The sequence below is a fragment of the Pseudomonas sp. AC252 genome, from assembly GCF_979258105.1.
In genome coordinates, this window is record NZ_OZ409837.1 from 2,069,121 (window position 1) to 2,087,518 (window position 18,398).

Annotated in this window: 1 protein-coding gene and 1 pseudogene; both read right to left on the reverse strand. The window is 61.2% G+C overall.

Annotated elements, in window-relative coordinates; all coding sequences use genetic code 11:
- Window positions 1-24: 24 nt before the first annotated feature.
- Window positions 25-14,592, reverse strand: coding sequence for an immunoglobulin-like domain-containing protein (locus tag ACZZZ4_RS09675; protein WP_463549263.1), 14,568 nt, complete (start codon window positions 14,590-14,592; stop codon window positions 25-27).
- Between the two features lie 21 nt (window positions 14,593-14,613).
- A pseudogene (locus ACZZZ4_RS09680) lies at window positions 14,614-18,063 on the reverse strand (beta strand repeat-containing protein); the annotation flags it as partial.
- Window positions 18,064-18,398: the final 335 nt, after the last annotated feature.

Consider the following 18,398-nt stretch of genomic DNA (forward strand, 5'->3'; position numbering starts at 1 on the left):
GAGGCGGCCGTTTTGGTTTCAGCCTCAGCTGTTGTTGTGGTCGACCTTGATGGTCGGATCGCTGCCGGCAATCAGGTTGTGCAGGTTGGCGCTCGCCCAGTTGTTGCCTTCCAGTTTGATCGTCACGTCCGGCGTGGCCGCAGCGGCATCGCCCGAGTTGAATTTGCCCGCCGAGCTGACTTGCAGCGACGACGTGCCATCGACCGTGGTGATCTTCAGGAAGTTGTCGATCGTGCTGCCGGTTTCGCCCTGCAACAGGTCGCGCAGGTCGATGCGGTCGCCTTCGCTGGCTTTGAAATCCTTGATCACGTCGTTACCGGTGTCGCCCGATTTCCAGACGAAGGTGTCGCCACCGGAACCGCCAATCAGGATGTCGTTGCCCTGACCGCCAATCAGCGTGTCGTTGCCAGTGCCGCCGAGCAGGATGTCATTGCCTTTGCCGCCGTCGAGCAGGTCGGTGCCACCCGAGCCGAACAGGATGTCATTGCCTGCGCCACCCAGCAGCGTGTCGTTGCCATCGTGCGCACCGGACACATCGAACGCCTGATAGTGCTCGGTGATGTACTGGTGCACGTTGCTGGTGCTGACTTTGCTGACATCGACGCCGGTTTCCTTGGCGACGAACGCCTGCATCGCCTGGTAACCCTCGCCGGCAATGCCGTTGAAGCTGACCAGATCGCCGAACAGGATGTCGTTGCCTTCGCCGCCGTTGACGGTGTCGTTACCTGGCATCGTCGCTTCGGTATGGCCGATGATCGAGTTGGCCAGATCCTTCGGATCGATGTTGGTTTGCGGCGTTTTGTCCGAGTCGTACGGCTTGAGGTCGTTGAGGCTGACGTCGTTGTTCAGGCCAATGGCTTCGACGTTCGACAATCCGCTCAACAAGGCAAAGCCGCTGGTCGAGTTGCTGGTGGTCGACGAGTTGGTGCTGTTACCGGTACCGGCCAGGTTCGACAGCTCGTAAGTGCCGTCACCCTGAGCGTGAATGGTGCCCAGATTGCTGCTGCTCCAGCCCCACCACGAACTGTAGGTCTGCAGAGTCACGGTGCCGGCACTGTTGATCGTCAATGCGTGAGTGTTGTCGATGTACGTGCTGAAGGTGTCGCCCGGCTTGTAGTTGCTGGTTTTCACCACGTCGTCGAGCTTCACATTGCCATACAGCGTCGGATTGGTTTGCTCGCCGGTCTGGTAATAGGTCGGCTGGCCATCAGTGATGAAGTACGTCAGGTTTTTCGCGCCGCTGTTGGCCACCGCGTCGGCACTCTGGAACCAGTTGGCCGTGGTCTTGAACACGTCCTCGTAGTTAGTGCCGCCACCGGAGCCCATCGAATCCAGCACGGCTTTGAGTTGCGCCAGCGCATTCGGGTCGTTGAGATTCACCGACACCGACTTGTTGACCTGGGTATCGAAGTCCACCAGGAAGATATTCACCGTGCCCGAATTGCTGCCGCCCAGACTTTGCTTGAGGCTGTTGAACACCGAGGTCAGCGAGTCTTTCGCAGCGTTCAGCGACGAGGCGCTCATGCTGCCCGAGCTGTCGACCATGAACGCGATGTTGTAATTGGTGCCCGGGACCACGGTCAGGCCGCCGATGTCTGCGACGATGATGTCGTTGGCGTCGGTGCCGGTGACGTTGTCGTCACCCGAGGTGGCGGTGACCGCGTTGTACACCGCAGGCACTACCGTGACCGGAATGGTCGCGCTGCTGCTTGCCGAGCCGCCGACCTGTTCGGTGGACGTCGAAGTCACGGTCAGGTTGAACTGGCCGTTGTAGTAGGTCGGCGGAGTCACGGTCAGAGAGCCGAGGTTCCAGCCGGTGACGTTGGCTTCGCCATTGTTCGCGGTAACGGTGAAGGTATGACCCGCGCCATCGCTGAGCACCGAGCCGACCGGCGCGCCGCTGATCTTCACGCTCAGGGTTTCCGAGCCGTCGGTGTCGGTCAGCGCGGTGCTGATCGCCGACAGTTTCACCGTGGTGCCTTCGGCGCCGGTGTTGAGCTTGTAGCCGTCGTAATAGCCTTCGCCATTAGTGCCGTGCAGATCGGAGACGGTCACGCCCGAGTTGATCAGGTCCTGCACACCGGTGTAGATCGGCACGCCGGCGTTGCTCAGATCGATCGGCGTGCCGCCGTTGACCGACAGGTTGACGTCGTAGCTGCCCGGGCCGCTCTGGTTGTGGTGGTAGATGTCGAGGGTGTAGTAGCCGCTGGTGGTCGGGGTGAACGAACCATTGATCGCACCGCCCGCGCCCCAGGTACCGGAAGCCACGTTCTTGCCGCCGATGGTGATCAGCAGGCTGTCATCGGCCACGCCGCTGAAGCTGTAGGTCTTGCCGGCTTCCAGATAGATCAGGCCAGAGGTCTTCGAAGCCGTACCGGCCGCGACGCTGCCATCGGACTGCACATTGGTGATGTTACCGCTGGAGTTCGGCTTGCCGGCCGCATCGATCACACTTTTCAGAGTGGTCGAGTTCGCGCCGCTGCCGTCGGTGCCCAGGCCCGACAGACCGGTCCAGACTTCCTTGATCAGGCCGGTGGATTTCACACTGTTGTCAGCCACGGCTACGGTCGGCGCATCCGCCACTGGCGTGATGTCGATCTTCACTGTGCCGGTGCTGCCCAGCGCCTGGCCGTCGGTAGGCTGGAACTTGATCTGTGCGTAATCCGCCTGATTGTTGCCCAGACCGGTGCCGCCGTAACCGTTGCTGCCCGACTCGTTGGCATCCGGCAGGAAACGCAGCTTGCCAGCGTCGATGTCAGCCTTGCTGAAGGTCTGGTTGTTGGCCACATCCTTCCAGGTAGAACCGTCCAGATACTGCAGTTTGCCCTCGCCCGGCAGCTGCGTGATCTTGATACCGAGGCTGCTCGCCGGGCTGTCGACATCGCTGACGCCGAAGATCGACCAGCCGAGTACCAGCGGCGTGTCTTCGGTGCCGGTGACATTGCTCGGCGCGGCGACCGGTGCATCGTTGACCGCCACCACGTTGACCGTGGTCGTCGCGGTGTTCGAATAGTTGCCGCCATCGGTCACCGTCACGGTGATGATGCGTGGCACGGTGCTCGGGTTTTCGCTGCTGTTGGTGAAGCTGATGTTCTTGATGGCCTGCATGTAGTCGGCCAGGGTCGCGTTACCCGAGAGCGTCAGGGTCACCGTGCCGTTGGTGCTGTTGGCATTGATGGTGATGCCATTGACGCTGTTGCCCAGATTCAGCGCATCGCCGTCCTGACGGTTGGTCAGCACCACGGTGGCACCGGTCAGCATCGTGCTGTCCGGGTCGGTGATGCTGATGTCGGTGTCAGCGATCGACACGCCGGCGCCCGGGGTGTTCTCGGTGAACGTCACTTTGTAATCGGCACCGGTCGCACCGCTGGAGTTGTTGGCGTCCAGATCGAGCACCGGTGGCGCATCGTTGTCGATGATCGAAGTGCTGACGCTGCCATTGGTGCTGCTGACCGCGAGGTTCTCGAAGTTGCCGCCGGTAGCCGAATCGATCTTGACCACGAAGTTCTCGGTGCCTTCGGTGATCTTGTCATCGAGGGTGGCGACGTTGAACTGCGCGCTGCTGGCGCCCGCCGGGATCTTCACGGTGTACACGCCAGTGAAGTCCGAACCGTCGGCGGCGGTGCCGCTGTAGACGATTTTCAGGGTCACTTCGGTCTGCGCCGGGTGATTGAGGCTGACGGTATAGCTGGCGGTCTGGCCTTCGGTCACCGAGCTGCTGCCAGTGATGCTGACGGTGGTGGTGTCGACGGTGTCGGTGACGCTGGTCACTGCTGGCGTGGTGCTCGGTACCAGTTTTTCGAAGCTGCCTCCGGTGGCGCTGCTGATGGTCGCCTGCACGGTGCCGGCGTCTTTGTAGACGTCGTCAGCTGGCGCTGGAACGTTCACGGTGCCGGTGGTTTCGCCTGCCTTGATGGTGATCACGGCACCATTAGACAAGGTTACGGTCACTGGCGAGCCAGCGGCGTTGGTCAAGGTCGCGGTGTAAGTGATCTGGCCACCTTCAGCCACCGAGTTTGTTGCCGACAGCGACAGGCTGGTGGTGTCGACGGTGTCGGTCACGGTGGTGCTGACTGGCGTTTTGTCCGCCACCAGATTTTCGAAATTGCCGCCGGTTACGTTAGTGATCGAATTGGTGATCGGCGCGTTGCCGGTCAGCGCATCGTTCGGTGCGATGGCCGTTACGGTGCCGGTGGTCTGGCCGACCGCGATGGTGATGTTCTGGCCGTTGGCCAACGTTACGACAACTGGCGAACCGGTGACGGGGGCGCCGACGGTTGCGGTGTAGACGACATTGCCGCCTTCTGCCGCTGTGGCGGTTGCGCTCAGTTTTACGGTGGTGGTGTCGATGGTGTCCGTAACACTGGTCACGGCAGGCGTGCTGCTGGTCACCAGGTTTTCGAAGTTGCCGCCAGTGGCTTTGCTGATGGTTGCCTGCACGGAACCGGCATCTTTATAGACGTCGTCGGACGGTGCCGGAACGGTGGCGGTGCCAGTGGTTTCACCGGCCTTGATGGTGATCACGGCGCCGTTCGATAAGGTCACGGTTACAGGCGAGCCAGCGGCGTTGGTCAATGTCGCGGTGTAGGTGATCTGGCCACCTTCGGCCACCGAATTGCTGGCGCTCAGGGACAGGTTGGTTGTGTCGGCAACATCGGTAACTGCGGTCGAAACCGGAGTTTTGTCCGCCACCAGATTTTCGAAGTTGCCGCCGCTGACGTTGGTGATCGCGTTGGTGATCGGCGCGTGGCCGGTCAGTGCATCGTTCGAAGCAACAGCGGTTGCAGTGCCAGTGGTCTGACCGACGCCGATGGTGATGGTCTGGCCGTTGGCCAAAGTGACCACCATTGGCGAGCCGGTAACCGGTGCGCCCACGGTTGCGGTGTAAGTCACGGTGCCGCCTTCGGCCACCGAGGTATCGGCGGTCAATTTGACGGTCGAAGTGTCGATGGTGTCAGTGACCTGAGTAACCGCTGGCGTAGTGCTTGGTACCAGGTTCTCGAAGTTGCCACCGGTAGCGCTGGTGATCGTCGCCTGCACGGAGCCGGCATCTTTGTAGACGTCATCAGAAGGTGCAGGAACGGTCGCAGTACCGGTGGTTTCGCCAGCCTTGATGGTGATCACAGCGCCGTTCGACAAGGTGACTGTCACTGGCGAGCCAGCGGCGTTGGTCAGGGTCGCGGTGTACGTAATCTGGCCACCTTCAGCCACCGAATTGCTGGCACTCAAGGACAGATTTGTAGTGTCGGTAACGTCGGTGACAGAAGTCGAAACTGGAGTTTTGTCCGCAACCAGATCTTCGAAATTGCCGCCGCTCACGCCAGTGATCGAGTTGGTGATCGGCGCATTCCCGGTCAGCGCATCGTTCGCAGCAACAGCGGTTGCAGTGCCAGTGGTCTGACCGACGCCGATGGTGATGGTCTGGCCGTTGGCCAAAGTCACGACGACCGGCGAGCCGGTAACCGGTGCGCCGACGGTGGCGGTGTAAGTCACGGTGCCGCCTTCGGCTACCGAAGTGTCGGCGGTCAGTTTGACTGTCGAAGTATCGATGGTGTCGGTGACCTGGGTAACCGCTGGCGTAGTGCTTGGTACCAGGTTCTCGAAGTTGCCACCGGTAGCGGTTTTAATCGTTGCCTGCACCGAGCCGGCATCTTTGTAGACGTCGTCGGACGGTGCTGGAACGGTTGCGGTGCCAGTGGTTTCACCGGCCTTGATGGTGATCACGGCGCCGTTCGACAAGGTTACGGTCACTGGCGAGCCAGCGGCGTTGGTCAATGTCGCGGTGTAGGTGATCTGGCCACCCTCGGCAACCGAATTGCTGGCGCTCAAGGTCAGATTGGTGGTGTCGACGGTGTCAGTCACGGTGGTGCTGACTGGGGTCTTATCGGCGACGAGGTTTTCGAAATTGCCGCCGCTGACGTTGGTGATCGCATTGGTGATCGGCGCGTGGCCGGTCAGTGCATCGTTCGAAGCAACAGCGGTTGCAGTGCCAGTGGTCTGACCGACGCCGATGGTGATGGTCTGGCCGTTAGTCAGAGTCACCACGACAGGCGAACCGGTAACTGGCGCGCCGACGGTTGCGGTGTAAGTCACGGTACCGCCTTCGGCTACCGAAGTATCGGCGGTCAGTTTGACGGTCGAGGTGTCGATGGTGTCAGTGACCTGAGTAACCGCTGGCGTAGTGCTTGGTACCAGGCTCTCGAAGTTGCCACCGGTAGCGCTGGTGATCGTCGCCTGTACGGAACCGGCGTCTTTATAGACGTCATCCGACGGTGCTGGAACGGTTGCGGTGCCGGTGGTTTCGCCAGCCTTGATGGTGATCACGGCGCCGTTCGACAAAGTCACGGTTACAGGCGAGCCAGCGGCGTTGGTCAATGTCGCGGTGTACGTGATCTGGCCACCTTCAGCCACCGAATTGCTGGCGCTCAGGGACAGGTTGGTTGTGTCGGCAACATCCGTAACTGCGGTCGATACAGGCGTTTTGTCCGCCACCAGATTTTCGAAGTTGCCGCCGCTGACGTTGGTGATCGCGTTGGTGATCGGCGCGTGGCCGGTCAGTGCATCGTTCGAAGCAACAGCGGTTGCAGTGCCAGTGGTCTGACCGACGCCGATGGTGATGGTCTGGCCGTTGGCCAAAGTGACCACCACTGGCGAGCCGGTAACCGGTGCGCCGACGGTTGCGGTGTAAGTGACGGTGCCGCCCTCGGCAACTGAGGTATCTGCAGTCAGCTTCACCGTTGAAGTATCGATGGTGTCAGTGACCTGAGTAACCGCTGGCGTAGTGCTTGGTACCAGGCTCTCGAAGTTGCCACCGGTAGCGCTGGTGATCGTCGCCTGTACGGAACCGGCGTCTTTGTAGACGTCGTCGGACGGGGCTGCCACGTTCACGGTGCCGGTGGTTTCGCCAGCCTTGATGGTGATCACTGCACCGTTCGACAGGGTCACGGTCACTGGCGAGCCAGCGGCGTTGGTCAATGTCGCGGTGTAGGTGATCTGGCCACCTTCAGCCACCGAATTGCTGGCGCTCAGGGACAGGTTGGTTGTGTCGGCAACATCCGTAACTGCGGTCGATACAGGCGTTTTGTCCGCCACCAGATTTTCGAAATTGCCGCCGCTCATGCCAGTGATCGAGTTGGTGATCGGCGCGTTGCCGGCCAGCGCATCGTTCGCAGCAACAGCGGTTGCAGTGCCAGTGGTCTGACCGACGCCGATGGTGATGGTCTGGCCGTTGGCCAGAGTCACGACGACCGGCGAACCGGTAACTGGCGCACCGACCGTGGCGGTGTAAGTCACAGTGCCGCCTTCAGCAACAGAGGTATCGGCGGTCAATTTGACCGTCGAAGTGTCGATGGTGTCAGTGACCTGAGTAACCGCTGGCGTAGTGCTTGGTACCAGGTTCTCGAAGTTGCCACCGGTAGCGCTGGTGATCGTCGCCTGTACGGAACCGGCGTCTTTATAGACGTCATCCGACGGTGCTGGAACGGTTGCGGTGCCGGTGGTTTCGCCAGCCTTGATGGTGATCACTGCACCGTTCGACAGGGTCACGGTCACTGGCGAGCCAGCGGCGTTGGTCAGGGTCGCGGTGTACGTAATCTGGCCACCTTCAGCCACCGAATTGCTGGCGCTCAGGGACAGGTTGGTTGTGTCGGCAACATCCGTAACTGCGGTCGATACAGGCGTTTTGTCCGCCACCAGATTTTCGAAATTGCCGCCGGTTACGTTAGTGATCGAATTGGTGATCGGCGCGTTGCCGGTCAGCGCATCGTTCGAAGCAACAGCGGTTGCGGTGCCAGTGGTCTGGCCGACGCCGATGGTGATGGCCTGGCCGTTAGCCAATGTCACGACGACAGGAGAACCGGTAACTGGCGCACTAACGGTGGCGGTGTAAGTCACCGTACCGCCCTCGGTAACTGAGGTGTCTGCAGTCAGCTTCACCGTTGAAGTATCGATGGTGTCAGTGACCTGAGTAACCGCTGGCGTAGTGCTTGGTACCAGGCTCTCGAAGTTGCCACCGGTAGCGCTGGTGATCGTCGCCTGTACGGAACCGGCGTCTTTGTAGACGTCATCGGACGGGGCTGCCACGTTCACGGTGCCGGTGGTTTCGCCAGCCTTGATGGTGATCACTGCACCGTTCGACAGGGTCACGGTCACTGGCGAGCCAGCGGCGTTGGTCAATGTCGCGGTGTAGGTGATCTGGCCACCTTCAGCCACCGAATTGCTGGCGCTCAGGGACAGGTTGGTTGTGTCGGCAACATCCGTAACTGCGGTCGATACAGGCGTTTTGTCCGCCACCAGATTTTCGAAATTGCCGCCGCTCATGCCAGTGATCGAGTTGGTGATCGGCGCGTTGCCGGCCAGCGCATCGTTCGCAGCAACAGCGGTTGCAGTGCCAGTGGTCTGACCGACGCCGATGGTGATGGTCTGGCCGTTGGCCAGAGTCACGACGACCGGCGAACCGGTAACTGGCGCACCGACCGTGGCGGTGTAAGTCACAGTGCCGCCTTCAGCAACAGAGGTATCGGCGGTCAATTTGACCGTCGAAGTGTCGATGGTGTCAGTGACCTGAGTAACCGCTGGCGTAGTGCTTGGTACCAGGTTCTCGAAGTTGCCACCGGTAGCGCTGGTGATCGTCGCCTGTACGGAACCGGCGTCTTTATAGACGTCATCCGACGGTGCTGGAACGGTTGCGGTGCCGGTGGTTTCGCCAGCCTTGATGGTGATCACTGCACCGTTCGACAGGGTCACGGTCACTGGCGAGCCAGCGGCGTTGGTCAGGGTCGCGGTGTACGTAATCTGGCCACCTTCAGCCACCGAATTGCTGGCGCTCAGGGACAGGTTGGTTGTGTCGGCAACATCCGTAACTGCGGTCGATACAGGCGTTTTGTCCGCCACCAGATTTTCGAAATTGCCGCCGGTTACGTTAGTGATCGAATTGGTGATCGGCGCGTTGCCGGTCAGCGCATCGTTCGAAGCAACAGCGGTTGCGGTGCCAGTGGTCTGGCCGACGCCGATGGTGATGGCCTGGCCGTTAGCCAATGTCACGACGACAGGAGAACCGGTAACTGGCGCACTAACGGTGGCGGTGTAAGTCACCGTACCGCCCTCGGTAACTGAGGTGTCTGCAGTCAGCTTCACCGTTGAAGTATCGATGGTGTCAGTGACCTGAGTAACCGCTGGCGTAGTGCTTGGTACCAGGCTCTCGAAGTTGCCACCGGTAGCGCTGGTGATCGTCGCCTGTACGGAACCGGCGTCTTTGTAGACGTCATCGGACGGGGCTGCCACGTTCACGGTGCCGGTGGTTTCGCCAGCCTTGATGGTGATCACGGCGCCGTTCGACAGGGTCACGGTCACTGGTGAGCCAGCGGCGTTGGTCAGTGTCGCGGTGTAAGTAATCTGCCCACCTTCGGCCACGGAGCCAGTCGCACTCAGCGACAGGTTAGTGGTGTCGGCAACGTCAGTGACTGCAGTCGAAACCGGAGTTTTATCCGCCACCAGATTTTCGAAATTGCCGCCGGTTACGCCAGTGATCGAGTTGGTGATCGGCGCGTGACCGGTCAGTGCATCGTTCGCAGCAACAGCGGTTGCGGTGCCAGTAGTCTGACCGACGCCGATGGTGATGGTCTGGCCGTTGGCCAAAGTGACCACAACTGGTGAGCCGGTAACCGGAGCACCAACGGTGGCGGTGTAAGTCACGGTGCCGCCTTCAGCCACCGAAGCATCAGCAGTCAGTTTGACGGTCGAAGTGTCGATGGTGTCAGTGACCTGAGTGATCGCTGGAGTGGTGCTCGGCACGAGATTTTCGAAGTTACCACCGGTGGCACTGGTGATCGTCGCCTGGACGGAACCGGCGTCTTTGTAGACGTCATCGGACGGTGCAGGAACGGTTGCGGTGCCGGTGGTTTCGCCCGCTTTGATGATGATCACCGCACCGTTCGACAGGGTCACGGTCACTGGCGAGCCAGCGGCGTTGGTCAGTGTAGCGGTGTAAACAATCGAACCACCTTCGGCCACGGAACCGGTCGCACTCAGCGACAGGTTAGTGGTGTCGGCAACGTCGGTGACAGAAGTCGAGACAGGTGTTTTGTCCGCCACCAGATCTTCGAAGTTGCCGCCGGTCACGCCAGTGATCGAGTTGGTCAGTGGAGCATTACCAGCCAACGCATCATTCGGCGCGGTGAAAGTCGCAGTCCCGGAAGTCTGGCCAACAGCGATAGTGATGTTCTGACCATTGGCCAGAGTCACAACCACAGGCGAGCCGGTGACTGGCGCGCCGACGGTGGCGGTGTAAGTCACGGTGCCGCCTTCAGCCACCGAAGTATCAGCAGTCAGTTTGACGGTCGAGGTATCGATGGTGTCGGTGACAGTCGTCACGGCTGGAGCAGTGCTCGGTACCAGGTGCTCGAAGTTGCCACCGGTAGCGCTGGTGATCGTTGCCTGCACAGAGCCGGCGTCTTTGTAGACGTCATCGGACGGTGCAGGAACGGTTGCGGTGCCGGTGGTTTCGCCAGCCTTGATGGTGATCACAGCACCGTTCGACAGAGTCACGGTTACTGGCGAGCCAGCGGCGTTGGTCAGAGTCGCGGTGTACGTAATCTGGCCACCTTCAGCCACCGAGTTGCTGGCGCTCAAGGACAGATTTGTAGTGTCGGCAACATCAGTAACTGCGGTCGCTACCGGAGTTTTATCCGCCACCAGATTTTCGAAATTGCCGCCGGTTACGTTAGTGATCGAATTGGTGATCGGCGCGTTGCTGGTCAGCGCATCGTTCGCAGCAACAGCGGTTGCAGTGCCAGTGGTCTGACCGACGCCGATGGTGATGGTCTGGCCGTTGGCCAAAGTCACGACGACAGGCGAACCGGTAACCGGAGCGCCGACGGTGGCGGTGTAGGTGACAATGCCGCCTTCAGCCACCGAAGTATCGGCGGTCAGTTTGACCGTCGAAGTGTCGATGGTATCGGTGACATTCGTCACCGCTGGAACCGCGCTCGGAACAAGGTTCTCGAAGTTGCCGCCGGTCGCACCTTCAATGGTCACTTCGACTTTGCCGGCATCTTTATAGACGTCGTCTTTCGGTGCGTCGACGGTCACGGTGCCGGTAGTTTTACCCGCGTCGATGGTGATCGTGGCGCCGTTCGACAGGGTCACAGTCACCGGTGTGCCGGCCGGGTTGGTCAGGGTGGCGGTGTAGGTGATCTGGCCGCCTTCGGCGACCGAATCGCTGGCGGTCAGGTTCAGGTTGGTGGTGTCGGTAGTGTCCGATACCACGGTGTCGGCGGGCTTGCCGTCAACCACGAGTTTTTCGTAGTTGCCACCGGTGGCGCCGTCGATGGTCACGCTCAGCGAGCTGCCGCCCGCCAGCGGGCTGTTCGGCGCGACGTAGTTGACGCTGCCGGTGGTTTCGCCAACAGCGATGGTGATGGTCTGGCCGTTGGAAAGGCTTACGACCACCGGCGAACCGGTCACTGGCGCGCCCACGGTGGCGGTGTAGACCACGGTTTCGCCTTCGGCAACGTTCGCGGTTGCGCTCAGCGACACGGTGGAAGTGTCGATGGTGTCGTTGACCGTGGTCACCGCCGGCTCTTTGCTGGTGACGAGGTTTTCGAAGTTGCCGCCGGTTGCGCTCTGGATGGTCGCTTCAACGCTGCCGGCGTCTTTGTAGACGTCGTCTTTCGGAGCATCGACCGTCACGCTGCCGCTGGTTTTGCCGGCCTCGATGAGGATGGTCGCACCGTTCGAAAGAGTCACGGTGACCGGTGTGCCGGCGGCGTTGCTCAGGGTTGCGGTGTAGGTAATCTGGCCGCCTTCGTTCACCGCGCCGGTCGCGCTGAGCGACAGGTTGGTGGTGTCGACGGTGTCGGTCACGGTGGTGCTGACCGGGGTCTGATCGGCAACAAGGTTTTCGAAGTTGCCGCCGCTGACGTTGGTGATCGAGTTGGTCAGCGGCGCGTGGCCGGCGAGGACGTCGTTCGGCGCGGTAGTGCTCACGCTGCCGCTGATCTTGCCGACTTCGATGGTGATGTTCTGACCGTTGGCCAGAGTCACGACCACAGGCGAACCGGTAACCGGAGCGCCCACGGTGGCGGTGTAGGTGACGGTGCCACCTTCGGCCGCGGTTTCGGTGGCGGTCAGTTTGACCGTCGAGGTGTCGACGGTGTCGGTGACATCAGTAACCGCTGGCGTGGTGCTCGGCACCAGGTTTTCAAAGTTGCCGCCGGTGGCATCCTTGATTGTGACTTCAACTTTTCCGGCGTCTTTGTAGACGTCATCGGCAGGTGCCGGAACGGTCACGGTGCCAGTGGTCTTGCCCGCTTCAATGGTGATGACCGAGCCGTTGCTCAGATTCACGGTCACCGGCGTGCCGGCCGGGTTGCTCAGAGTCGCGGTGTAGACAATCGAACCGCCCTCGGCCACAGAGCCGGTCGCGGACAGCGACAGGTTGGTGGTGTCGGCGACGTCAGTCACCGAGGTCACCGCCGGGGTCTGGTCAGCCACGAGATTTTCGTAATTGCCACCGCTGGCGCCGTCGATTTTCACGCTCAGGGTGTTGCCGCCGGCTTGTGCATCGTTCGGCGCGGTGAAGTTGACGCTGGCACTGCTGGCGCCAACCGGAATGGTGATGGTCTGGCCGTTGGACAGGGTCACCAGCACTGGCGAGCCAGTGACCGGTGCGGTCACCGACGCGGTGTAGACAACCACGCCGCCTTCTACCGCGCTGGCGCTGGCAGTCAGCGAAACAGTGCTGTTGTCGATGGTGTCGGTGACATCAGTTACCGCAGGAGTCTTGTCGATCACCAGATTTTCAAAATTACCGCCGCTGGTTTTGGTGATGCTCGCATCGACCTTGCCGGCGTCCTTGTACACGTCATCGCCAGGCGCGGCGACGGTCGCAGTGCCAGTGCTCGCACCCTTGGCAATGTTGATTACCGCGCCGTTGCTCAGGGTCACGCTCATGGCGGTGCCGGCCGGATTGCTCAGGGTCGCCGTGTAGACGATCGAGCCGCCCTCGGCAACGCTGCCGGTGGCGCTCAGGCTGATGTTGGTGGTGTCGACGGCGTCGGTGACTTTGGTCACCACAGCCGAACGATCGGCCTCGACGCGCTCGAAATTGCCGCCGCTGTGGCTGGCGATCGCCGTCCGCACGTTGCTGCCATCGATGTACGGGGTGTTGGCGGGCGCCGGGAAATTCACCGAGCCGCTGGTAGCACCGGCCGCGATGTTGATCACCGCGCCGTTGGCCAGGGTCACGGTCATCGCAGTGCCGGCCGGGTTGCTCAGGGTCGCGGTGTAGGTGATCTGGCCACCTTCGCTGACGGTATCGCTGGCGGTCAGGGTCAGTGCGGTTGTGTCGACGGTGTCGTTGACCGTGGTGCTGACCGGGGTCTTGCTGACGTCGAGTTTTTCGAAGTTACCGCCGCTGGCGTCGGTCATGGTTACGGTGAGCTTGCTGACGTCCTTGTAGACGTCATCGCTCGGTGCGGCAATCGTCACCGAACCGCTGGTCTTGCCGGCTTCGATGGTAATGGTCTGGCCATTGCTCAGGTTGACGGTTACCGGCGTCTGCGCGGCGTTGGTCAACGTTGCGGTGTAAGTGATCGAAGAGCCTTCGAGCACATAGCTTTCTGCGCTGAGGGTCAGGTGCGTGGTGTTGACCGTGTCGGCGACGTTGGTCACCGCAGGCGTAGTGCTCGGCACCAGGTTTTCGAAGTTGCCGCCGGTGGCGTCCTTGATGGTGACTTCGACTTTGCCGGCGTCTTTGTAGACGTCATCGGCAGGTGCCGGAACGGTCACGGTGCCGGTGGTCTTGCCGGCTTCAATGGTGATGACCGAACCGTTGCTCAGGTTGACGGTGACCGGCGTACCGGCCGGGTTGCTCAGCGTCGCGGTGTAGGTGATCTGCCCGCCTTCGTTGACGTTGCCGGTGGCAGTCAGCGCGACGCTGGTGGTGTCGACGGTGTCGGTCACGGTGGTGCTGACCGGGGTCTTGTCGGCGACCAGATTTTCGAAGTTGCCGCCGCTGACGTTGGTGATCGAGTTGGTCAGTGGTGCGTGACCGATCTGCACGTCATTCGATACCGGGGCGGTAACGCTGCCGGTGGTCTGGCCGACGGCGATGGTGATGTTCTGGCCGTTGGCCAGGGTCACGACAACCGGCGTGCCGGTGACAGGTGCGCCGACAGTGGCGGTGTAGGTGACGGTGCCGCCTTCAGCGACCGAGGTATCGGCGGTCAGTTTGACCGTCGAGGTATCGATGGTGTCGGTGACTTGAGTGACCGCTGGGGTGGTGCTCGGGACGAGGTTCTCGAAGTTGCCGCCGGTGGCACTGGTGATTGTGGCCTGCACGGAACCGGCGTCTTTGTAGACGTCGTCGGACGGAGCCGGGAAGGTCACATTACCGCTGGTTTCGCCTGCCTTGATGGTGATGACGGCGCCGTTTGACAAGGTTACGGTCACTGGCGAGCCAGCAGCATTGGTCAAAGTCGCGGTGTAAGTAATCTGGCCGCCTTCAGCCACGGAAGCGGTCGCGCTCAGCGACAGATTGGTGGTGTCGGCAACGTCGGTGACGGAGGTCGACACTGGAGTTTTGTCCGCCACCAGATCTTCGTAGTTGCCACCGCTTACGCCAGTGATCGAGTTGGTCAGCGGAGCGTTGCCGGTCAAGGCATCGTTCGGTGCGGTGTAGGTCACGGAGCCAGTGGTCTGGCCGACAGCGATGGTGATGTTCTGACCGTTAGCCAGAGTCACGACCACAGGCGAGCCGGTGACCGGAGCGCCGACGGTGGCGGTGTAAGTCACGGTGCCGCCTTCAGCGACCGAAGTATCGGCGGTCAGCTTGACCGTCGAAGTGTCGATGGTGTCGGTGACTGTTGTCACGGCTGGCGCAGTGCTTGGAACCAGGTTCTCGAAATTGCCACCGGTAGCGCTGGTGATCGTCGCCTGCACGGAACCGGCATCTTTATAGACGTCATCGGACGGTGCAGCAACGGTTGCTGTGCCGGTGGTTTCGCCTGCTTTGATGGTGATCACAGCGCCGTTCGACAAGGTCACGGTCACTGGCGAGCCAGCTGCGTTTGTCAGCGTCGCGGTGTAAGTGATCTGGCCGCCTTCGGCCACGGAACCGCTGGCGCTGAGGCTCAGTCCGGTGTCATCGATCGAGTCGGTGATGGTGGTCACCGCAGGCGTGGTGTTCGGCACCAGGTTTTCGAAATTACCACCGGTAGCGCCAGTGATCGTTGTGCTGACGGTGCTGCCATTGTTGTACACGTCATTGGCCGCAGTCGGCACGTTGACGGTGCCGACTGTTTCGCCAGCCGCAATGGTGATGGTCGAGCCGTTCGACAGGGTGACGGTTACCGGGGTTTGCGCCGGGTTGGTCAAGGTCGCGGTGTAGGTGATCTGACCGCCTTCAACAATGTTGTTGGTCGCGGTCAGGGTCAGGCCGGTGTTGTCGACCGAATCTGTGATGGTGGTAACGGCTGGCGTCGCGTTCGGCACCAGGTTTTCGAAATTACCACCGGTAGCGCCAGTGATCGTGGTGCTGACGGTGCTGCCATTGTTGTAGACGTCGTTGGCCGCAGTCGGCACGTTGACGGTGCCGACGGTTTCGCCAGCCGCAATGGTGATGGTCGAGCCGTTCGACAGGGTGACGGTTACCGGGGTTTGCGCCGGGTTGGTCAAGGTCGCGGTGTAAGTGATCTGACCGCCTTCAACGATGTTGTTGGTCGCGGTCAGGGTCAGGCCGGTGTTGTCGACCGAATCGGTAATCGTGGTGACCGCTGGCGTCGCGTTCGGCACCAGATTTTCGAAGTTGCCACCGGTCGCGCTGGTGATGGTGGTGCTGACGGTGCTGCCGTTGTTGTAGACGTCATTGGCCGGCGTCGGCACGTTCACGGTGCCAACGGTTTCGCCAGCCGCAATGGTGATGGTCGAGCCGTTCGACAGGGTGACGGTTACCGGGGTTTGCGCCGGGTTGGTCAAGGTCGCGGTGTAAGTGATCTGACCGCCTTCAACGATGTTGTTGGTCGCGGTCAGGGTCAGGCCGGTGTTGTCGACCGAATCGGTAATCGTGGTGACCGCTGGCGTCGCGTTCGGCACCAGATTTTCGAAGTTGCCACCGGTCGCGCTGGTGATGGTGGTGCTGACGGTGCTGCCGTTGTTGTAGACGTCATTGGCCGCAGTCGGCACGTTGACGGTGCCAACGGTCTCGCCGGCCGCAATGGTGATGGTCGAGCCGTTCGACAGGGTGACGGTTACCGGGGTTTGCGCTGGGTTGGTCAAGGTCGCGGTGTAGGTGATCTGACCGCCTTCGACGATATTGTTGGTCGCAGTGAGGGTCAGTCCGGTGTTGTCGACCGAATCAGTGATCGTGGTAACGGCTGGCGTGGTGTTTGGCACTAGGTTTTCGAAATTGCCACCGGTAGCGCCAGTGATCGTGGTGCTGACGGTGCTGCCATTGTTGTAGACGTCGTTGGCCGCAGTCGGCACGTTGACGGTGCCAACGGTCTCGCCGGCCGCAATGGTGATGGTCGAGCCGTTCGACAGGGTGACGGTTACCGGGGTTTGCGCCGGGTTGGTCAAGGTCGCGGTGTAAGTGATCTGACCGCCTTCAACGATGTTGTTGGTCGCAGTCAGGGTCAGGCCGGTGTTGTCGACCGAATCTTTGATGGTGGTAACGGCTGGCGTCGGGTCCGGCACCAGATTTTCGAAGTTGCCACCGGTAGCGCCAGTGATGATGGTGCTGACAGTGCTGCCATTGTTATAGACGTCATTGGCCGCAGTCGGCACGTTGACGCTGCCAACGGTCTCGCCGGCCGCAATGGTGATGGTCGAGCCGTTCGACAGGGTGACGGTTACCGGGGTTTGCGCAGGGTTGGTCAGTGTTGCGGTGTAAGTGATCTGGCCGCCTTCAACGATGTTGTTGGTCGCGGTCAGGGTCAGGCCGGTGTTGTCGACCGAATCTGTGATGGTGGTAACGGCTGGCGTCGGGTTCGGCACCAGATTTTCGAAGTTGCCACCGGTAGCGCCAGTGATGGTGGTGCTGACAGTGCTGCCATTGTTATAGACGTCATTGGCCGGCGTCGGCACGTTGACGGTGCCGGTAGTCTGCCCCGCGCCGATGGTAATGGTCGAACCGTTCGACAGGGTGACGGTTACCGGGGTTTGTGCCGGGTTGGTCAACGTCGCCGTATAGGTAATCTGACCGCCCTCAGTCACGCTTGAGCCAGCCGTCAATGTAACAGTGGTGGTGTCGACGGTGTCAGTCACTTGCGTGGTCGCCGGGACGGTCGGCGGGGTCACGGTAATTCCGTTGCCGCCGCTGGTGCCGGTGACGGTCACGTCGATTTGGGTCGGGTCGTTGTAGACCGTGTCGTTCGGCGCCAGCGGCACGTTGACGGTGCCGGTGGTGGCGCCGGCCGGGATGACGATCACTGCGCCATTGGAGAGGGTGATGGTCAGGTCGGTCAGCGGCGCCTGAGTCAAGGTCGCGGTGTACACCAGCACGCCGCCGGCTTCGGTGATGGTCGGCGTGGCGCTGAGGCTCAGGGTCGAGTCACGCAGCGCGTTGGTGGTGGTGTCGGTGGTCAGGCCGCCGGTGGTGTCCTGCGCGACTTGGCCGGCAGAATTGATGCCCGCCGTCGGAAAGCCAATGGTCGGATCGACGCGGCCAGCGGTGGCGTCGAGCATGACAAAACTGTGACCACCACCGGCGGCGCCACCGGTACCTGCGGCGGTCGGGCCGGCCGCAGTGGATTCGAGCGCGGTGGTCGGGTCGACACCGGCGGCAATGGCCTGCTGCAGTTCTTCTACAGAAGGCGCGGCCTGCGCGGTGGCTTCGGCCAGGTCAGTGCTGGAGTCAGGCGAGCTGGCGCTCCACTGGGTGTCACGGCCCAGATCGAGCATGCGGCCATCGGCCAGTTCCAGCGACACCGCGCCGGACAGACCGGTATCGATCTGGTCGCCGACATACAGGCGATCGCCTTCAACGAGTACGCGACGCACGCCCTCTGGGGACACCACGAAAACCTGACCGACAATGCTTTTGACGACGGCAACAACACTGCTCATTGAAGACTCTCCGGGGTGTCACATTCAGTTGACTTCCATGGGCCTGACGGGCGTCGGCGCCACTTCAGTCTGGACGTACTTTCTATAAATGGATAACTTATTGACGCTGGATTTCCGTCAATAATCTGGCTATAAATTATCGCGATTAACTTTATGCCAAACTATTGACCTTCTGGGAGCCATCCTAAACAATCGCCCCACTAATGTCACATTGATATTTCCGCGGCGACCTGTCCTTCAGCCTGTCATCCAGTTCCTTTTTTGAACTTTCCGACATACGGTCTTTCGGGTTGCCATCATCCGACGCAGCGCCACTTTTTTGCTGTGATTCAAGA